The 19,027-nt window shown below is 66.0% G+C and carries 14 protein-coding genes; 8 read left to right on the forward strand and 6 right to left on the reverse strand.

Translation table 11 applies throughout. The annotated features are described in order from the left end of the window. Window positions 1-161 precede the first annotated feature (161 nt). Complete coding sequence (locus tag B3098_RS14165) at window positions 162-1,784, forward strand: methyl-accepting chemotaxis protein (protein ID WP_286897191.1); 1,623 nt, start codon at window positions 162-164, stop codon at window positions 1,782-1,784. 128 nt (window positions 1,785-1,912) lie between these two features. On the opposite strand, the gene B3098_RS14170 is transcribed toward B3098_RS14165, so the two are convergent. After that, window positions 1,913-2,515: a HutD family protein gene (locus B3098_RS14170; protein WP_286897192.1), complete on the reverse strand. Its 603-nt coding sequence runs from the start codon at window positions 2,513-2,515 to the stop codon at window positions 1,913-1,915. A 160-nt stretch (window positions 2,516-2,675) separates the two neighbouring features. Here B3098_RS14170 and B3098_RS14175 point away from each other — a divergent pair, with 160 nt between their 5' ends. Continuing rightward, window positions 2,676-2,966 carry a metal/formaldehyde-sensitive transcriptional repressor gene (locus B3098_RS14175; protein WP_175123774.1) on the forward strand — a complete coding sequence of 97 codons (291 nt, stop codon included), beginning with the start codon at window positions 2,676-2,678 and terminating at the stop codon, window positions 2,964-2,966. A gap of 23 nt (window positions 2,967-2,989) precedes the next feature. Then, window positions 2,990-4,099, forward strand: coding sequence for an S-(hydroxymethyl)glutathione dehydrogenase/class III alcohol dehydrogenase (locus B3098_RS14180; protein WP_056319378.1), 1,110 nt, complete (start codon window positions 2,990-2,992; stop codon window positions 4,097-4,099). Here the strand turns inward: B3098_RS14180 and B3098_RS14185 are convergent. Together B3098_RS14185 and B3098_RS14190 are read right to left on the reverse strand one after the other, a co-directional pair. Beyond that, complete coding sequence (locus tag B3098_RS14185; protein ID WP_279975304.1) at window positions 4,038-5,213, reverse strand: glycosyltransferase family 4 protein; 1,176 nt, start codon at window positions 5,211-5,213, stop codon at window positions 4,038-4,040. The genes B3098_RS14180 and B3098_RS14185 overlap by 62 nt on opposite strands. Continuing rightward, window positions 5,210-6,211, reverse strand: coding sequence for a hypothetical protein (locus B3098_RS14190; RefSeq protein ID WP_286897195.1), 1,002 nt, complete (start codon window positions 6,209-6,211; stop codon window positions 5,210-5,212). The genes B3098_RS14185 and B3098_RS14190 overlap by 4 nt, the downstream gene beginning before the upstream one ends. Before the next feature lie 339 nt (window positions 6,212-6,550). Between B3098_RS14190 and B3098_RS14195 the strand changes: the two genes are divergently transcribed. The 3 genes from B3098_RS14195 to B3098_RS14205 all read left to right on the forward strand — a co-directional run bounded on the left by B3098_RS14195 (window position 6,551) and on the right by B3098_RS14205 (window position 10,313). Beyond that, a complete protein-coding gene (locus B3098_RS14195) occupies window positions 6,551-7,660 on the forward strand; it encodes a YcjF family protein (RefSeq protein WP_286897196.1) in 1,110 nt (369 codons plus the stop codon). A gap of 182 nt (window positions 7,661-7,842) precedes the next feature. Beyond that, window positions 7,843-9,954, forward strand: coding sequence for a putative bifunctional diguanylate cyclase/phosphodiesterase (locus B3098_RS14200; protein ID WP_286897197.1), 2,112 nt, complete (start codon window positions 7,843-7,845; stop codon window positions 9,952-9,954). A 146-nt stretch (window positions 9,955-10,100) separates the two neighbouring features. Then, window positions 10,101-10,313, forward strand: a complete 213-nt coding sequence (locus B3098_RS14205; protein WP_175123779.1) for a DUF1059 domain-containing protein — start codon at window positions 10,101-10,103, stop codon at window positions 10,311-10,313. Between the two features lie 95 nt (window positions 10,314-10,408). On the opposite strand, the gene B3098_RS14210 is transcribed toward B3098_RS14205, so the two are convergent. Continuing rightward, entirely contained in the window at window positions 10,409-13,819 is a 3,411-nt protein-coding gene (locus B3098_RS14210; protein WP_286897199.1) for a TM0106 family RecB-like putative nuclease, read from the reverse strand. Between the two features lie 247 nt (window positions 13,820-14,066). Between B3098_RS14210 and B3098_RS14215 the strand changes: the two genes are divergently transcribed. Next, the gene (locus B3098_RS14215) at window positions 14,067-14,846 is read left to right on the forward strand and encodes a Sir2 family NAD-dependent protein deacetylase (protein ID WP_175123781.1); all 780 of its coding nucleotides are present in this window, start codon (window positions 14,067-14,069) and stop codon (window positions 14,844-14,846) included. 16 nt (window positions 14,847-14,862) lie between these two features. On the opposite strand, the gene B3098_RS14220 is transcribed toward B3098_RS14215, so the two are convergent. Beyond that, the gene (locus B3098_RS14220) at window positions 14,863-15,915 is read right to left on the reverse strand and encodes a helix-turn-helix transcriptional regulator (RefSeq protein WP_286897201.1); all 1,053 of its coding nucleotides are present in this window, start codon (window positions 15,913-15,915) and stop codon (window positions 14,863-14,865) included. Window positions 15,916-16,089: 174 nt separating this feature from the next. After that, the gene (locus tag B3098_RS14225) at window positions 16,090-17,610 is read right to left on the reverse strand and encodes an EAL domain-containing protein (protein ID WP_286897202.1); all 1,521 of its coding nucleotides are present in this window, start codon (window positions 17,608-17,610) and stop codon (window positions 16,090-16,092) included. Window positions 17,611-18,079: 469 nt separating this feature from the next. Here B3098_RS14225 and B3098_RS14230 point away from each other — a divergent pair, with 469 nt between their 5' ends. Further along, the gene (locus B3098_RS14230) at window positions 18,080-19,012 is read left to right on the forward strand and encodes an N-carbamoyl-D-amino-acid hydrolase (protein ID WP_175123973.1); all 933 of its coding nucleotides are present in this window, start codon (window positions 18,080-18,082) and stop codon (window positions 19,010-19,012) included. The last annotated feature ends 15 nt before the right edge of the window (window positions 19,013-19,027 follow it).

A 19,027-nucleotide genomic window follows, 5' to 3' on the forward strand; every position in this document is an offset into this window, starting at 1 on the left:
ATAGTCCGATGACAACGTCATCACGCAACACTATTGCCGATCGTGTCGATATATTCGGGCGGTACGACGTCATATTCGTAAGATGTGCAACATCCGCTAAATAAGGTTCTGGCGGGGCCGTTGTCCTTATGCAGGCTTGCTGCACCTTTGGGACGACGTGCATGACACAGTTTCTGAAAGACATCACCATTCGCCGCATGATCCTGGGCACCTTGCTCGTGATCAGCCTCTTCATCGCCGGCTTGTCGGCCATCAGCGTCCATGGGCTGCGCAGCGCAGAGGAAGCGCTCGCAGCCAGCAACGAACTCCTGCACGAGGTATCGGCGCTTTCCCGCGTCAACGACCAGATCATGCGCGCGCGGCTGCGGCTGTCGCGCCAGCTGGAATACGTGGCCGGCGGCCAGAAAGACCAGGCCGCGGCCGAAGGGCGCAGCATCGACACCGCGCTGACCGAAGCGAAGAAGCATCAGGCGCAATTCATCGAGCTGGCCCGGCGCGACGCCCCGGCGGCGTTGCTGGACGCCATGCGTTCGGGATTTGACGCGCTGGCCGACGGCATTGCCGTGCAGCGCCGGCATCTGGATGCGGGCGAGGTCGACAAGGCGCGCGCCCAGGCGTCCGGGCCGGTGGTCACCGCCAGCCGCAGCTTCGGCAAGAGCATGGAGGAATACGAGGCGTACGCGCAGGCGCGCGAAGTCCAGCTGCTGGGCAATGCCGATGCCAACCGCCGCCAGGCCTATATCGGCATGGGTGTGGTGCTGGGCATCTGCCTGCTGCTGTTGATCCTGGGCGACCGCTACGTCTTGTATTTCGTCAAACGTCCGCTGGATTCGCTGAAGGGCCACTTCCAGCGCATCGCGGGCGGCGATCTGACCACGCCGATTCCGTCGTTCGGCAGGAACTGCGTGGGCCAGATCATCCCCTTCCTGCAGGACATGCAGGCGAGCCTGGTGCGCACCGTGCATGCCGTGCGCGACGGCGTCGTCGAGATCAACACGGGTTCCAGCGAGATCGCGGCGGGCAACCAGGACCTGTCCAGCCGCACAGAACAGCAGGCAGCGTCGCTGGAGGAGACCGCGGCCAGCATGGAACAACTGTTGTCCACCGTGAAGAGCAACGCTGAAAATGCCCGCATGGCCAACGAGATGGCCGCCACCGCGTCCGAGGTGGTGCAGCGCGGCGGCGACGCCGTACAGGCCGCGGTCAGCACGATGCGCAAGATCGCGCAGGATTCCAGCCGCATCGAGGACATCGTCGGCGTGATCGACGGGATTGCGTTCCAGACCAACATCCTGGCGCTGAACGCGGCGGTGGAAGCGGCCCGCGCGGGCGAGGAAGGCAAGGGCTTTGCCGTAGTGGCCGCCGAGGTCCGGTCGCTGGCGCAGCGCAGCGCCAGCGCCGGCAAGGAGATCAAGCAATTGCTGGACGCCTCGGGCGCCACGGTGCAGGCCGGCTCGGCGCAGGTCGAGGCGGCGGGCCTGACGATGACCGAGATCCTGGAGACCATGGAGCGGCTGACGATGCTGGTGAACGACATCGCCACCGCGTCCAACGAGCAGGTGACCGGCATCGACCAGGTCAATACCGCCGTCACGCAGATGGACCAGGTCACGCAGCAGAACGCGGCGCTGGTCGAGGAAGCCGCGGCGGCCGCGTCGTCGCTGGAAACGCAGGCGCAGCGGCTGCAGGCGGCGGTCAGCGCATTCCGGCTGCCGGCGCAGGGACAGGGCGCCGCGCAGCAGGCGGTGCAAGCCTACGGCCAGCCGGCGCTGCTGACTGCGTAGCGGTCGGCAATGGCGCGGGGAGCGGGGGCCGCATTTCGGCCCTGCGCTCAGCCCTGCGCTGAACCCCGCATTTCAGCGCCCGCATTTCAGCACCCGCATTTGAGCCGGCGCATTTCAGCCCTCGCGTTTCAGCCCGCGCGCGGCGACAGTTCAATCACGCAGGCGTCGATGCCGTCTTGCGCGCTCAGGCAATACCGGCCAAGCGCATCCTGCCCTTCGGCATGCAGGCAATCGTAGCGCGAGGCCAAGTGATGCTGCGCGCCTTCCCGCTCAACCGTCAGATCGGCGCCAGCATTGAACACCAGCACGCTCGACGCGCTGCTGTGAAACACCCAGGGCTCTGCGCCGCGCACCCATTGCAGACGGGCGTGCCACCGGTCGGGCGCGTAGATCAGATTGAAGTCGCGGATCGGGCCGTCGAGCAGGCGGCACGCCACCTGTGAATCCCCGGAAAACGCATACGCGACGCGCGGCGCCAAAGGCGGCTGGCGCTGCCCGTCCACCGTCAGCTCGATACCGCGGCCTTCCAGCACGGTGATGATCCGCCGATGTCCGCCAAAGGCAGAAAAACCGCCATCCTGCGCGACGTCGGCCAGCGAGAGACGCCAGCCGAACGACGCGGTATGGCCGCCCGGATTGCAGGCGACTTCCTGGGTCGTGCCGCCGCCGTTTCGCCAAGGCATGCGGGGATAGTCCGCGGCCCGGTACAGCCGCACGTCAGAGGGGATCATGGCCACGGATTAGTCCTGTTGGGTCGGGCGGAAGCCAGGCGAAATTATAGGGTGGCCGATGCGGGTGTCCGACGCAGGCGACAGCGTCTGCCCGCGCTCCGCCTGGACGCGCCCCCTCGAAATCCGTATACTCCCCCCCTGTATCGAATCGGAGCCTGCCGTGCCGCACTCCCCCGAAGAAAAGAAACGCGTTGTCACGCGCCTGCGCCGCATTCAGGGGCAGGCGTTAGCATTGGAACGCGCGGTGAACGAAGGCACGGAATGCGGCGCGCTGCTGCAGCAGCTGGCGGCATTGCGCGGCGCCACGAACGGCCTGATGGCCGAAGTGCTGGAAAGCCATCTGCGGGAAACCTTCCTGCAGTCTACTCAGGCGAATCCGCCCGACCCCAGGCCCGAGACCGAATCGCAGATCGATGACCTCATGCGCATCGTCCGTTCCTATCTGAAATAACCCCATCTACGTGGAGCATCGCTATGAAATCACGCGCAGCAGTCGCATTCGGCCCCGGCAAGCCCCTGGAAATCGTTGAAATCGACGTCGCGCCGCCGCAGCGCGGTGAAGTGCTGGTGCAGATCACGCACACGGGCGTCTGCCACACGGACGCCTTCACGCTGAGCGGCGACGATCCCGAAGGCCTGTTCCCGGCCGTGCTGGGTCACGAAGGCGCGGGCGTGGTGGTGGAAGTGGGCGAAGGCGTGACCTCGCTGAAACCCGGCGACCATGTCATTCCGCTCTACACGGCCGAATGCCGCGAGTGCAAGTTCTGCCTGTCGGGCAAGACCAACCTGTGCCAGAAAGTGCGCGCCACGCAGGGCAAGGGCGTCATGCCGGACGGCACCTCGCGCTTCAGCTACGAAGGCAAGCCGCTTTATCACTACATGGGCTGCTCGACGTTCAGCGAGTACACCGTCGTCAACGAAATCTCGCTGGCCAAGATCAACCCCGCCGCCCCGCATGAAAAAGTCTGCCTGCTGGGTTGCGGCGTGACCACCGGCATCGGCGCGGTGCACAACACCGCCAAGGTCAAGGAAGGCGACACCGTTGCGGTGTTCGGGCTGGGTGGCATCGGCCTGGCGGTCATCCAGGGCGCGGTGCAGGCCAAGGCCGGCCGCATCATCGCGGTGGACACCAACCCCAACAAGTTCGTGCTGGCCAGCGCCATGGGCGCGACCGACTGCATCAATCCCAAGGACTACGACAAGCCCATCCAGGAAGTCATCGTCGAACTGACCGACGGCGGCGTGGACTTCTCGTTCGAATGCATCGGCAACGTGCACGTGATGCGCGCCGCGCTGGAATGCTGCCACAAGGGCTGGGGCGAAAGCATCATCATCGGCGTGGCCGGCGCCGGTCAGGAAATCAGCACGCGTCCGTTCCAGCTGGTGACGGGCCGCGTGTGGCGCGGCTCAGCGTTCGGCGGCGTCAAGGGCCGCACGCAGCTGCCGGGCATGGTCGAAGACGCAATGAGCGGCAAGATCGACCTCGATCCCTTCGTCACGCACACGCTGCCCCTGGACCGTATCAACGAAGCCTTCGATCTGATGCATGAAGGTAAGTCGATCCGGACGGTGATCCACTACTGACGTAAGCGTTCTCGCGGTAGACGCGTTCGGTATTGCCGACGAAGGTCGCCAGCGAGAACTCCTTGAGCGCCGTGCTGCGCGCATCCACGCCCATGGCGTGCAGCACGCCGTGGTTCGCCAGGATGTCCGACAGCGTCCGGGCCACCGATTCCGGGGACCCGGGCGGCACGATCCATCCATTGCGGCCCTCGGTGACGTTTTCCGTCAGGCCGCCCACGCTCGACACGATGACCGGCTTGCCCGCGGCCATCATCTCGCGGCACGCGAACGAAATCGTCTCCAGCCTGGACGACAGCACAAATCCCACATCCAGCGCCGCCAGCACGGGCTCCACGTTGTCGAGCAGGCCGGTGAAGACCACCTGATCCTGCATGCCCAGCTCGGCCACCCGGTTGAGCATGTCATCGCCCGGCATCGCGCCGGCAATCAGGACGGCGACCTGGCTGCGCTGGCCGGCGGGCAGCAGCGACACCGCAGCCACCATGTCGATCCAGCTCTTGTAGTCCGCCGTGCCGGCATTGCTGCCGATCACCAGCCGGTCGCGCAGCGCGGGCGGCAGAAAACGCGCGCGCGCCTGGGCAGTTTCCGTGCGGCAGGCCGGACGGTATTTCTCGGTGTCCACGCCGTTGTGCACCACGCGCAGATCCTCGTTGCGAAACACCGACTGCTTCATGCGCCGGAATGTGTGGCTGCACACGCAGATGACGCGGTTCGTGCCCCACTTGGCGCGCAGGCGCACGCCCAGGCTGTTGGCATCGCGGTCGTTATGCTGCGTGTACACGATGAACGGGCGCTTGCGTCCCATGCCCATGGTGGCCAGCATGCAGAGCCGGTGATCGGCCGAACCATTGACGTGGATGACATCGAACTGTTCCTGGCGGACCAGGTTGCGCAGGCGGCGCAACGCGGCAAGCTGTTCGAACAGCTTGCCCTTGAATTCGAGATCGACGGTGCGCAGACCGGGCAGGGCCTCGGCTTCGGCCAGCAGGCGGCTCTTGCGCGGCGCGCCTATCGTGACCTGCGATTTCTGGCACAGGATGCGGGCCAGCGACATCACGTACGTCGTGTGACCGCCGCCATCGCCCTGATGGAAATTGGTGTAGAGGATCTTCATGATTCGGGTCTCGTCGGCGGTTGCGAGGAGGGGTCTTCCAGCAAACAACTCCAATGCCGTTTTTCAAATATGTCGTCGCCCAGCCGGCTCAGCAGCGACAGGTTGTAGACCTGGACACCTCGCGCCCGCAGCAGCTTGCCGGCCTGCCGGAACGCGGGTTCGATATGACCCGCAAACTGGCGGTCCAGCGCGGTGGGCAACTGCGCGCCGGCGCTTTCGTAGAAACGCGGGCCCGCCGTGGCCGTCAGGTCCAGCCCATGCAGGTACACCGTCTTGGCGCCCAGCCAGGCCAGCAGCTGCAACGCCGTGTACGCCACCGTTCCGCCGCCAAACAGGCCGCGGGCGGCATTCAGGCTGAAGCCGTGCGCGTGCATCGGATGATGCGCATCGAACAACACCAGTTCCTCGTCAGCCCGCAGTTGGGCCTCAAGCGCCGCAGGTTGCGCACGCGGCCGTTGCGCGCGCTGATGCACTTCCTCGAACAGTGCGATGCGGCAACGCACTGCCCGATCGTCGAACAGCAGCGCAATCCAGCGGTAGACCTCGGGCGTCACAAACAGCACCAGGTCCTGCGCCAGCACCTCGGCCACCAGGTCGCGGCGCTTCTTCACGAACCCCGCGTCCAGCATGGCGTAATAGTCAAACCGCAGCGCCGGATGGCGGGCGCGCAGCGCGATCGAGCCATTCACGCCCATCACGGTACGCATGCGGCATTGGGCGTAGTCGATCTGCGCGACAGAGGGTCCGCTGAGAATCAGGTGCGCATCGCCGCCGATGCCTCGCGGCAGTTCGGCCAGCGGGAGGGTCTTGGGGCCGCGCACCCCATGCAGATTGCAGCCGGTCAGACGTTCCGGCCCGTCGCGGCGCACGGTCACGAAGGGCCAAAGCGTTTCGTTATGACGGTCCGCCCTGGACCGCGTGTAGCGGTACAAATAGCGCAGCCCCTTGGTCACGGGGCGCGAGCGCAGCAAGCGGGGGACGAGCGCAAGACGGTGCATGATGGTTGCGCGGGTGCCGCGGCGTAGCCTTACAACGGCCTGATTCTACGCAGCGCCATTTGGGAAAGCGCGAGGGGATTATGTGAGATGTAACCCTTTGAAGACTTGGACAATCCGCCCCCAAATATTCCTGATGCGGCGTCTGCTGCGGCCCCTTCTTTTACGGCAGGAAAAAATCCCATTCGCCCCCACGGGATGCCCAGGCGGCATGAGTGACATGACTCCTGCCGATGGTGTCCCCCGTATGGACGACACGTTTAGCGGCGATTACGTTTTGCGCCAAACAAGTCGTCGTCTGATATTGTTCCCCCATCCTTCCTACGCTTTCCCCGTCCCCTCATGAGCGCCATCCGCCCCGACCACCCCGACCTGCAGGACGCCATCGCGGATGCCATCAGCACGGCCACGCGCGGCGCCGGCCGCGTCAACATCCTGGTTGCCGGCAAGACGGGCGTGGGCAAGAGCACGTTGCTCAACGCGGTGTTCCGCGGCGATCTTGCCCGGACCGGCGCGGGCAAGCCCGTCACCCAGACCACGCAGGAATTCACCCGGCCGGGCCATCCGCTCACGATCATCGACACGCGCGGCCTGGAAGTCGGCGACTACGAGGGTTCGCGCGCGCAGCTTGCCGAGCTAATCCAGGAACGCTCGGCATCCGACGACCAGGATCGGCACCTGCACGTGGCTTGGCTGTGCATCCAGGACAGCAGCCACCGCGTCGAAGATGCGGAAATCGAACTGTGCGACATGCTGGACAAGGCCGGCATCCCTGTCGTGGCCGTGCTGACCAAGGCGCGCAAGAACAGTCCGTTCGTCGAAGAGGCCCGCAAGCTGTTGCCACGCGCCCGGCAGGTCGTCGCCGTGCGCGCGTTGCCGGAATGGATCGAGGAACTGGACGCCGAATTGCCGCCCATGGGGCTGGACCGCCTGATCGAGGTGACGGCCGAGCACGTGCCCGAGGCGCAGCAGCGCGCTTACGCCAACGCGCTATCCACCCGCAACAAGAAGGCCCTGGAAGTAAAAAAAAAGCGGGCTGAGATCGAGGTGAACGTGGCCGCGGGTCTGGCCGCCTCGGCCGCCGCAGCACCCATTCCGTTCTCGGACGCCTTTGCGCTGGTGCCGATCCAGGTCGGCATGATCGCCAAGATCGGCATCACCTTCGGCATGGAACTGAACACCACCGCGATCACCACGCTGGTCACGTCCACGCTGGGCGCATCGGCCGCCACGCTCATCGGCCGCTCGGTGGTCTCGGGCATGCTGAAGTTCATCCCGGGCGCGGGTAGCGCCGTCGGCGGCACCATCGCGGCCACCACCGCCGGCGCCATCACCAAGCTGCTGGGCAATGCCTACATCGCGGTGCTGCACGACTTCTGCCTGAAGAACCCCGGCAAGGACATCGACGTCGCCATGATCGCGCAGGCACTGAAGCAACGCGTCAAATTCTGATCGCGGGCCGATGCAATGAAATGCGTTTGTACGACACGATTCGATAGATTGGTCTTTTTCGTGACGGTAAGGTAAATATTGCCGGCTTCACGACGTAAATCCGTATAACCCCTAGTTCTTCAGGGCACATCCGCGCAGGCGCGTTGCCCCAACGCGGCCGGAGCGCGAGCCCGCCGCATCCAATGATCCTCGCCAATTCCGACGTCATGTACCGCCACCTGGTGCAAGGCGTCGTCGACTACGCCATCTACATGCTCAACCCGGATGGCACCGTCGCCAACTGGAACGCCGGCGCGCAGCGCGCCAAGGGCTACACCGCCGCAGAAATCGTCGGGCGCCACTTTTCCTGCTTCTACACCGTGGAAGACCAGGCACGCGGCGTTCCGCAGCGCGGCCTGGCCACCGCGCGCGAAACGGGCAAGTTCGAAGCCGAAGGCTGGCGCGTGCGCAAGGACGGCACGCTGTTCTGGGCGCACGTCATCATCGATGCCATCCACGACGACTCGGGCGCGCTGATCGGCTTTGCCAAGGTCACGCGCGACAACACCGAACGCCGCGAACGCGAACAGCAGCTGTTGAAGGCCAAGCAAATGGCCGAGCACTACAACAGCGAACTCACGTCCATGTCGACCTTCCTGCAGGCGGTGGTGTCGAACATCCCCTCCTGCGTACTGGTGCTGGATGCCGTGTCGCGCAAGTTCCTGCTGGCGAACCGGCAGGCCGAAGAAACGTTTGGCGGCAAGCCGGGCGGTTTGCAGGGCAAGACGGCGCAAGAAGCCCTGCCCGAACTGGTGTGCGCGTTCTTCGACCGCCTGACCAACGACGCGCTGCGTTCGGACGGCGCCATGCGCGAAGAGGAAGAAGAGCTGGCCACCGCGCGCGGCCCGCGCACACTGCATACCAAGACGCTGGCGTTTCACAGCAATGATCCGCGCTCGCGCTACGTGTTGCTGATCGCGGACGACGTCACTGACGAGAATGCCGCGCACGCGCAGGTGCGCTACATGGCGCACCACGACACGCTGACGGGCATGCCCAACCGCCGCCTGTTCCGCGACCGGCTGCTGAGCGCGCTGGGCGCCAGCCGCGAGCGGTCGACCGCGGTGCTGTGCCTGGATCTGGACAACTTCAAGAGCGTGAACGACACGCTGGGCCATCAATACGGCGACGAACTGCTGCGCCTGTTGGCCAAGCGCCTGTCAAAGCACCTGCGCGAACAGGACACGCTGGCGCGGCTGGGCGGCGACGAATTCGCCATCGTGCTGCCCAACATCGCCGAGCAGGACGACGTGCGCAAGCTGGCCGAGCGCCTGATCGAGGCGGTGCGCCAGCCGTTCGAGATCGCCGGGCACACCGTGCCCGTCAGCGTGAGCATCGGCATCGCCATATCCGAATCACAGGCGCTGTCGGCCGATCACCTGCTGCGTTACGCCGACATGGCGCTGTACGAGGCCAAGCGCAACGGCCGCAACTGCCTGGCGTTCTTCGAGCCTGAAATGGAAGCCGCCGCGCTGCGGCGCCACGAGGTCGAGATGGATCTGCGCCAGGCGATCATCTCGCATCAGCTGCAGCTCCATTACCAGCCCATCATGGACGTGAGCCACGTGCGCATCGTGTGCCGCGAGGCGCTGATGCGCTGGCAGCATCCGAAAAAGGGTCTGATCATGCCGCAGGACTTCATCCCCATCGCGGAAGAAACCGGCCTGATCCACGAACTGGGCGCCTTCACGCTGCACGAGGCCTGCGTCGAGGCCATGCGCTGGGACGACCACGAAACCGTGGCGGTCAACCTGTCGGCCAGTCAGTTCACCAACGGCGCGCTGGTGTCGCTGGTGGAGTCCGCGCTGTCCAAGTCCGGCCTGCCCGCGCGCCGGCTGGAACTGGAGATCACCGAATCGGTGCTGCTCACCAATTCCTCGGGCAACCTGGCCACGCTGCACCGCTTGAAGGAACTGGGCGTCAAGGTGGCGCTGGACGACTTCGGAACGGGTTATTCGTCGCTGGGTTACCTGCGCACCTTCGAGTTCGACAAGATCAAGATCGACAAGTCGTTCACGCAGGACGTCGAATCCAGCCGCGAGGCGCTGGCCATCATCCGCGCCATCAACGGCATCGGCCGCAGCCTGGACATTCCGACGACGGCCGAGGGTGTGGAAACACCGGCGCAGCTGGAACGCCTGACGGCGGAGGGCTGCTCGCACTTCCAGGGCTATCTGCTGGGTCGACCTGTCTCGCACGGCGACACCGCCGCCGATGCGGCGCCGGCGAGAAACGGACCCGGCGCGGCCCCTTGAAATAAGACGTCTGCGGCGCGCGCCGCAGACCTATACTTTGAAAACACCGGCCGCGATGCGACGCGCCATCGCGCCGGTGTGTTGCGCCTGGCGCGCCGGCTGTTCAAGCACGCAATGCCTTTGCAGGCATGCGCGGGGAGAGCCCCATGACACGCAAATACATCGATTGCCGCGAGTATCCGAGCGAGATGAACTGCTCGGTCGCCTTGTCCGCGGACTCGGACGAGGAGTTGCTGGAAGCCGCGGTGCAGCACGCCACCACGGTGCACAAGCACGCTGACTCGCCCGAACTGCGCTCGCAGCTCAAGTCCCTGTTCCACATCGGCACGCCGCCCGCCGAAGCGCCCCGCCGAGGCTGACGGCAACGCCTGCGGGCGCGCCGGGCCGGCAATTTTCCGCCGGCTCGGCGCGCCCGCCTCCTTCCCCGTATTGCGACGGCGTCACGCCGACCGCGCTACACGTTCTGACCCGCCTCGGCCACCCAGCACAGCGTGTTGACCAGCGCCATCTGTTCCGGCGTCTGGCAGCGCACCGACAACAGGGCGGGGCTGGCGACCAGGACCGCCAGCGCCTTGGCCCGCGACACCGCCACGTTCAGGCGGTTCCTGCTGAACAGGAACTCCATGTCGCGCGGCATGGTCTCGCCGCTGGAGGTGGCCATGGAAATGATCACCACCTGCGCTTCCTGGCCCTGGAACTTGTCGACGGTGCCTACTCGCGCACCCTCGGGCAGCGCCTGCCGCAGCGTGTTGACCTGCACGTTGTAGGGCGCCACCACCAGCACGTCGTCGGGCGTCATCGGCACGGCGTGCCCATGCTTGTCCAGATAGCGCTGCCGCATCAGGCTGGCGTACAGCGCGGCGACTTCGCGCGCTTCCTCGTCGCTGGACTGCGCGTTGCCCTCGTGCACGACCGGCACGTACCGGATGCCGCTGGCGGCCAGCGCGTCCGCAGCGTCCGCGCCCAGCACCAGGCCCTGGCCCGCGGCCGATTCCGCGGCGCGCAGCCGGCCGTCGTAGATGGCGTCTGAAATGAAGCCGCAGATTGCCGGGTGCATGCGATAGGACGTGTCCAGAAAGATGCCGCGATCAGCCGCGATGGTGGCGTGGCCGTTCAAAAGGTATTCCAGCGTGGATTCGCCCGAGCGGCCGGGATGCGTGCCCTTGGTCGGCTGGCCAAGCTGCATCTGGTCGCCCAGCAGCACGATGTTGCGCGCGCATTGGCCCAGCGCGACCAGATTCGCCAGGCTGACCTGCCCGGCTTCATCCACGAACAGATAATCGAACTGCTGCTGGAAATCAGCCCGGCTGAACAGCCACGCCGTGCCCGCCACCAGTTGATGGCGCGCCAGGTCGATCCTGTCGTTGGCAAAGACGTCTTCGATGAAGTCGCCGTTGAAACAGGAGTCGTCGCCCTCCTTGCCCGACTTCTTGGCGCCGGTGAACGTCAGGCCCGCCTCGCGCGCCGCCTTCTCCAGGCCGGCCAGCAGGTTGTTGATGGCGTGATGGCTGTTGGACGTGACCGCGATGCGCTTGCCCTGGCGCAGCAGGTTCACCAGCACGCGCGAGCCGGTGTAGGTCTTGCCCGCGCCGGGTGGGCCTTGCAGGAAGAGGGTGGTCTGGTCCATGCGGCCGACGATGTCCACCACCTGATCCAGCAGCGTCGCGCCCGGGTCGGCCAGCGGGGTGCCGGGCGGTACGCCGTCAATGCGCGGCGGCTCGTGCTTGAGCAGCGCATCCACCGCGCGGAACGGCGTGCTGGCGCCATCGTCCGAGGCGAGCAGCGCGTCGCCGTAGCGGAACATGGCGTTGGCCAGTTCGTCGATGCTGACCGGCCTGCCCGGCCCGAGCGACAGGCGCTGCGGCGGCGTCGCCTTGCGCGACAGGGTGAAGGTGGCGACGCCGGCCGCAGGATCCACCGTCAGCCGGCTGATCGCCGGCCCGCCGCGCACGTCCGTACAGGCCGACCCGGTGCGCAGCTTGGTCTGCTGCGCGGGAAACCGGTAGGTGTAGCGCAGCGACTGCGCCACCGGTTCGGGCGCCACAGTGTCATCGCGCACCAGTCCGGCCAGGCATTCGTTGTTTTCCATCAGTTCGGCATCGGTCGCCTCCATGCGGGCGAACATGGCCCACCATTCCGGCTTCTGTTCGCGGCGATGAAAATCCAGCAACTGGTAGACCAGCGCGCGATAGCGGTCGCGCGCTGACCAGTCCAGCTCGTCGGCGGGCAGGGAGCCAAGCAACGCGGCGCGGTACGGCTCCAGGCGCAGTTCGGCTGCGGTCTTTTCGCCGACCTGGAACCGGGCGGCGTCGATCTGCTGCTGCGAGTCGCGGCGGTTCGCCCACGGCATGCCGTCAGGACGCAGCGCGCACAGCCATTCGCGCAGCTTGTACGTGGACAGCACGTCGTCGCGGTTGTAGTCGGCGATGTCCTGCAGCAATTGCGCCTCGCCGGTGCGCTTCCAGCGCTCGTAGTAGACGATGCTGGCGCCGGCGTTGGTCACGCCGCCCTCGCGCTGCGACAGGTAGAAATGTTCGATGTTCTTGATGGAGTACCCCGGCTCGGACACGCGCACGCCTTCGCGCACGACCTGGTACAGATCCACCAGCTTGTTCATGCGCAGCAGGTTGTCGACCTCTGCCTCGCGCGTGGCGTGCACGGACATCAGCTTCTTGATCGCCGTCGCCTCGTAGGGCGCGTAGTGATAGATGTGCGCATCGGGATGGCGGTGCAGCCGCGCCACGACGTAATCGATGAAGGCCTCGAAGGCCAGCTTCTCTTCGCCGCGGTTATGCGCCCAGAACGGCACGAAGCGCCCGTGGCCGTCATCGATGACGTACAGTCCGAACAGGTACTCCAGCCCGCCTTCCTCCAGCGGATCGCCTTCCATGTCGAAGAACATGTCGCCCGCGTCGGGCTGCGGCATGCGTTCAAAGCCGCGCAGCGCGGTGTCGTCCGGGTCTTTGGCGATGCGGTCCCAATGGCGGCCGCCGTCGGTCCGGGCGCGCAGCTGCAGCGCCGCCTGCGATCGCAGCTTGGAGAGGATGGCGGGCTCCAGGCGCGCCACGGCCGCATCGGGCGCCAGCGTGCCCAGTTGTTCCAGCGTGCGGATGCCCTGCGCGTTCAGCTTGCGGATCTGCTGCCGCGTGATGTTGGCGACCAGCGACAGGTGATCGTCTTCCGCGCGGCGTGCCTTGCACAGCGGATCCCAGCGGCACTGGGCGCATTTCTCATAGGGGTCGGGATACGTGGACGCAGCGTCCCGCTGATCGACGTGCGCCTCGAAGCGGCGCATGACCTGGCGGAAGTAATGGGCATAGTCGGCCACGCGCAGGGTCACCTCGCGGCCGCTGCCCAGCACCACGTGCATGTGCTGCGGCGCCGCGCCCTGTTCCAGGCCCAGCAGCCATGAATAGAACGAGAGCTGGATCGCGAACTTGGCGCGCGCCGACCGCGCCAGCTTGGTGTCGCTGGCCTCGTAGCTGTAATCGCCCAGGCGTGAAGGGCGTTCGGTCTTAAGCAGGAAATCGGCATGGCCGATGTATTGGCCATGCCGAAACGCCGCCTGGTAGATGACATCCGCGCCGTCGGCCATGGCCTCGCGCGTCCGGGCCAGGCGCGCGGTCAGCCCGTCGCCCGCATCGCTGACGTCGACGATGTACCGGCCGCTCGCGCGCAGCCGTTCAAGATACGCGCGCTCGTGGTCCAGCCCCTTCTGCTGGATCAGTTCGAGCTGCTCGTCCTCTGGCGCGGCCGGCAACGGCGATTCGAGGTTGAGCAGATCCAGCGTGGTGAGGTGCTCGCATTCCAGGAAACCGACCAGGTCGGAGGCGGAAAACAACAGGCGGTCGCCGGTTTTTTGCATGGTGCGTAAATAGGCCGGGCGCAATTTGCGGAGGCCAAGAATAGCAAAAGAGGAATTTGGACATTATCCGGCCAATACCTGAGTAATCCCTTGAAATCCGTTCCGATTAATTCAACCCTGAATTGTCCGAATGCGGTTTCATAATCCAGTCTGTTTCAGTAAATGGAAGCGACATGCCTGGTTTGTTCGATACGTTTAACTGCAGCCTTGGCCGCGTCGCGGCCCATTCAAACGGCGGGCGGTTCGCATGAAACTTCGCTCCCTCGATATCCCTGATCCCCTGGTGGAAACGCTGCGCGCGGCGCGTCTGATCGTCGTCGTGACGGGATCGGGCCTGAACCCCGCCAGCCGCCTGCCACAAACCCGCGATGGCATGCGCGGCCTGTGGGCGCGCTACGATGCCGCGGCCCTGGCGACCGATGCCGGCTACCGCAACGATCCGTCGCTGGTGTGGGCCTGGCACGAGGAACGGCGGCGCCGCGCGCTGCTGGCCACGCCCAACGCGGCGCACCGCGCCATTGCGGCGCTGGCCGGTCGCGTGCCGGGCACGTTCGTGGTGACGCAGAACGGCGACACGCTGCATGAGCAGGCGGGCAGCCCGCGCATCCTGCATCTGCAAGGCCGGTTCGACCAGCCGCGCTGCTCGGGCTGTGGCATGCCCCACACGCTGACCGCCCCGCCGGACAAGTCCGCGCGGCACGGCCCGTACCCCGCGCCGCCCGCCTGCCGTATCTGCGGCGAACTGGTGCGCCCGGGGCGGTTGTGGCACGGCGAGGCGCCCGCGCCCGCCGTCTGGCGGGTGGCCAAGGGGCTGGTGGCCAACGCCGATCTGATCTTGACAGCGGGCACGTCGTGCCAGACATCCGCGGCGGCCGAGCTCTGCTACGAGGCGGTCGGATGCGGCGCGCAGCTGGTGCAGATCAATCCCAATCCGACAACGCTGGATCGCGTGGCGACGCACAGCATCCGGGGCGCGGCAGAGAAAGTGCTGCCGCTGCTGCTGGCGCGCGCCTGGCCCGCCGATTGACGCCGCGGGCGGCGGACTAGAGGTAGCGGCGCGCCAGTTCGCGGGCCTCTTGGGCAAAGCGGGCGCGGATGTCGTCGGGTTCCAGCACCTCGATCGAGGACGCGTGCCCGTGCAGCAGTTGCCACAGCATGACGGACGGGCGCACGGTGGCTGTCAGCGTGAAGCCGCGCTCGTCCTCGTCGATCATCTGGTCCGCCGACAACCAGAATTCGCGCAGCGGATGACGCTGGCGCCGGCCATCGTCCAGCACCGGTTCGGCGGCGTGCAGACGGATGCGGGTTTCCTCGCCCGGATCGAAGTTCAGCGCTTCCTCGCGGCGCACGAAGTCCTGCAGGTCGAACGTGGGATCCATGTCCGCCGCCTCGTCCAGCAGCCGGACCTCGGACAACCTGTCCATCCGGAACAGGAAACGCCTGCCCGGCTGGCGCACCCCCCACGCCACCATGTACAGCACGCCCGCGCGGTCGACCATCGCCAGCGGCGTCATGACGTACAGGCGGTCGGCGGGCTTCTTCTCACCGAAGGGCGTGTTGCGGAACGACAGCTTGCGGTTGAAGTACAGCGCGCCGCTGACCTGGCGGTAGACCTCGGCAGACACCGTGGGCAACACGGTGGGATGGGTGCCGTCGATGCGCAGGATCTTGCGCGCCCAGTCGTGTGCCGGCCCGATCCCGGGCTGTGAGCGGTGCGTTTCCAGGTAGCGCCACGCGCTGTCGAAGGTGGTCTCCAGATCATCCAGCACGACGGCCGGCAGGTGGCGATCGGCCACCTGCTTGAGCGCGCACATCGCCATTGCCATGTTCGCGTTCATGTTCTGGATATGGAAATCGGCGCGCTGGATGGTGCGATACCAGAGCTTGCCGCGCGTGGCGCCCACGCTGCCGACGCTGTCCAGCTTGAGCAGCGTGCGGCGGATCTGCTTGTCGCCGGGCACCGGGTTCTGCAGCGCGGCCAGCCGGTCGCGGATTTCCGCCATGCCCATGCCCATCGCCATCGCATCGGTTTCTTCGTTCTGGACATACGGAAGGATGCGCAGCAGGTTGTCGACGAGCGTCTGGTTATGTCCCATGGCAGATGCAGCAAATTAACCCGTTAAATACCGCCCGCATTCTATCTGTAAAAGCGGCGCATATTGTTTTGCCGGGGTGTAGATAATGCGGGCCGCGTAGTTTGCGCGACGGCGCTGCATTATGTCGGTTGTGCCAAAAATAAAATGGACATACGACAACCTGCCCGCCATCGATCAATCGGCCACGATGTCGGCAAGCGGAACCGGACGGCCGAACAGCCAGCCCTGGCCCACTGCGGCCGGTTGGCGGGCGAGCAGATAGCTGGCCTGCGCCTCGGTTTCAATGCCCTCGATGATGAGGCTGATGCCCAGCTCCCGGGATATTGCGATGACGTGGTCGATGATCAGGGTGCCCGCGTCCTCGGCGCCGATCGCGCTGGTGAAGCTGCGGTCCAGCTTGATGGCGTCGGCCTGCATTTCGGCCAGATAGTTCAGGTTGGAATGCCCCGTGCCGAAATCGTCGATGAACACCTTGAAGCCCTTGCCGCGCAAGGTCTTGACCATTGCCAGCACATGGCCATCAGACAACGGCGTGCCTTCGGTGATTTCCAGCGCGACGTTGCCGGGCTTCAGACCGCGCTCGCTGACCGCGTCCATCAGGAAGTTCCGGTAACCCGCGTCTTTCAGATCGGCCGCCGACACGTTGATGCTGACGTAGAGCGCGGGATTGCCGCGCAGGCGCTCGTGCAGGTCGCGCAGCGCCTGCGAGGTCACCAGCCGGGACAGCGCGCGGCCCAGCCCCATGGCTTCGGCCAGCGGCACGAACAGCAGGGGCGACACATCGCGGCCACGGGCGCGCCACCGTGCCAGCGCCTCGAAACCCGCCAGTTGCCGGGAGGCAAGCTGGCGCAGCGGTTGGTAGTGGACCTGGATGTCGCCGGCCAGGATGGCCTTGCGCAGCTCGCTCTTGGCGCTGCCCGCGTGCATACGCCACATGACGCAAAGACCCGCCAGAAAGGCAAGGGCCAGAGCGCCGACCACGGACAGCACCATCGCCGGAAGCTGGAACCAGGCGTCGGACCGCAGCCGCGACACGACGCAGATGTCGGGGCCGCCGTCCGGCGCGCACAGCGAGGCGCGCCGTTCAGGCGCGAAACCCTGGTCGTCCACGTTCTCGCGCGGCATGTCCAGGTCGTGCGCGCGGCCAAAGCGCCGGTACACATGGTCGCCGTCACGCGTCACGATCTTGGCGTCGATGCCGGAACCCGGTTCCGGAAATCCGTCGAACGCGCCCGGCGCGGTGAACACGATGATGTCGCGCATTGCCGCCATGTCGCCGATGATGCGGCGGTCGACGATATTGGCGGCGCCCACCCAGAGCTGCAGCCCGCTGGCCAACGTGAAGGCCGGCGGTGGCAGGGTCAGCGGATCGGGCAGCTTGCCCCAAGCCGCGGAACAGCGCAGCATGCCGCCCAGCGTGCGGCCGATGTCGCGGATATAGGTGGAGTTGAAGAGCAGCACGCGCAGGGTCGCCACATCGGCTTCGGAACACAGCGGGCCGCCCTGTGTGGCCGCAGCCATCAGGCGATGGCTTTCCTGCGCCACCCGCAGCGCGTGCGCAAGCAGCCGGGCGTTATGCCCAGCTAGTTTGTCGTCGGCCTGGTTCAGTTCGATCTGGCGTCCAGCCAGCACCCCCGCGAGGAATCCAAGCGCCGACAACAACAACACGAAAGCCGCAATTCTGGAACGTGACATGGGGGACCGGTGCACATGGGCGGCGCGTGGCATGCAATTCTGCGCGTAAGGCAATGTAACCGAACTTCCCGCAGCCTAAACGGCAAATTCGCCCCTCCTGACCCGCTAATTGTGGCTTTCGGAAATAGGCGCGTTGCTAGGAAAGCCGGTGGGCAGTCCACGCCAAAGTGCCTCTGAATCACCGGATCTACGGGGAAACCCGATATAAAACTTTGCGCGACGCCCATGATCCCGCGTTATGCACAGGGCCGGATGCGATGGCGCGCTTTCTTGGGTTTTTCCATTCAGATCAGTGGGTTGCATGCCGGGACGGGGCCGATGCAACGCGGCGCCAGACGGCCAGACCGCGGTTTCCGATCCGCCTGAGCGCGGGCATGCTTGCGCCTTCGGCCTTGAACGCGCCTCCGCGTGGCGGCCCCTTCGCAAGATTCTGGAGATCTCCGTGACCCCCTCTTCCCCGTCCCGCAAAATGGGCCTGGCCGTCGCCCAGATGGGCGCCGTCAATCTGGCCGACACCCGCGCGGTGGTCGTGCGCCGCCTTGTCGAGATGATGCGCGAAGCCGCCGCCCGCCAGGCCGAGTTCGTCGTGTTTCCCGAACTGGCGCTGACGACGTTCTTCCCGCGCTACTGGATGGACGACGCCGAAGCGGTGGAGCGCTATTTCGAAAAGACCATGCCCAATGCCGACGTGCAGCCGCTGTTCGACACGGCGCGCGAGCTGGGCATCGGCTTTTACCTGGGCTATGCCGAACTGACGCCGGAAGGCCGCCAGTTCAACACGGCCATCCTGGTGGACCGCAGCGCCAAGATCATCGGCAAGTACCGCAAGATCCACCTGCCGGGCCACTCGGACCACAAGGTCGACGCCCCCTTCCAGCATCTGGAAAAGAAGTTCTTCGAAGTCGGCGACCTGGGCTTTGGCGTGTGGGAGACCAACGACGTCAAGATCGGCATGTGCCTGTGCAATGACCGCCGCTGGCCCGAGACCTACCGCGTCATGTCGCTGCAAAGCGCCGAACTGATCGTGCTGGGCTACAACACGCCGTCGCTGAACATCCACTGGAACGAGCCCGCGCACCTGCGCACCACCACGCACGAGATCGTGCTGCAGGCCAGCGCCTACCAGAATGCGGTGTGGATCGGCGCGGCGGCCAAGTGCGGGCACGAGGACGGCCATCACATGATCGGCAGTTCGATGATCGTCGCGCCGTCCGGCGAGATCGTGGCCCGCGCCAGCGGCGAGGAAGACGAAGTCATCACCGCGCGCATCGATCTGGGGATGGGCCAGACCTTCCGCGACCACGTGTTCAACTTCGCCAAGCATCGCAGCCCGCATCACTACAAGCTCATCGTCGAGCGCACCGGCGCGGGCGATCCGCTGCCCCGGCCCGACGTGGATTGACGCCGTTCGCCTGCG

Origin of the sequence: Achromobacter sp. UBA2119 (genome assembly GCF_002331005.1) — a bacterium.
GTDB classification, from domain to species: domain Bacteria; phylum Pseudomonadota; class Gammaproteobacteria; order Burkholderiales; family Burkholderiaceae_B; genus Achromobacter; species Achromobacter animicus.

Bases quoted from the DNA above. Each gene is read 5' to 3' on its own strand.
- B3098_RS14165 (WP_286897191.1), top strand. From the start codon at position 162: ATGACACAGTTTCTGAAAGACATCACCATTCGCCGCATGATCCTGGGC.
- B3098_RS14170 (WP_286897192.1), bottom strand. From the start codon at position 2,515: ATGATCCCCTCTGACGTGCGGCTGTACCGGGCCGCGGACTATCCCCGC.
- B3098_RS14180 (WP_056319378.1), top strand. From the start codon at position 2,990: ATGAAATCACGCGCAGCAGTCGCATTCGGCCCCGGCAAGCCCCTGGAA.
- B3098_RS14185 (WP_279975304.1), bottom strand. From the start codon at position 5,213: ATGAAGATCCTCTACACCAATTTCCATCAGGGCGATGGCGGCGGTCAC.
- B3098_RS14190 (WP_286897195.1), bottom strand. From the start codon at position 6,211: ATGCACCGTCTTGCGCTCGTCCCCCGCTTGCTGCGCTCGCGCCCCGTG.
- B3098_RS14195 (WP_286897196.1), top strand. From the start codon at position 6,551: ATGAGCGCCATCCGCCCCGACCACCCCGACCTGCAGGACGCCATCGCG.
- B3098_RS14200 (WP_286897197.1), top strand. From the start codon at position 7,843: ATGATCCTCGCCAATTCCGACGTCATGTACCGCCACCTGGTGCAAGGC.
- B3098_RS14205 (WP_175123779.1), top strand. From the start codon at position 10,101: ATGACACGCAAATACATCGATTGCCGCGAGTATCCGAGCGAGATGAAC.
- B3098_RS14210 (WP_286897199.1), bottom strand. From the start codon at position 13,819: ATGCAAAAAACCGGCGACCGCCTGTTGTTTTCCGCCTCCGACCTGGTC.
- B3098_RS14215 (WP_175123781.1), top strand. From the start codon at position 14,067: ATGAAACTTCGCTCCCTCGATATCCCTGATCCCCTGGTGGAAACGCTG.
- B3098_RS14220 (WP_286897201.1), bottom strand. From the start codon at position 15,915: ATGGGACATAACCAGACGCTCGTCGACAACCTGCTGCGCATCCTTCCG.
- B3098_RS14225 (WP_286897202.1), bottom strand. From the start codon at position 17,610: ATGTCACGTTCCAGAATTGCGGCTTTCGTGTTGTTGTTGTCGGCGCTT.
- B3098_RS14230 (WP_175123973.1), top strand. From the start codon at position 18,080: ATGGGCCTGGCCGTCGCCCAGATGGGCGCCGTCAATCTGGCCGACACC.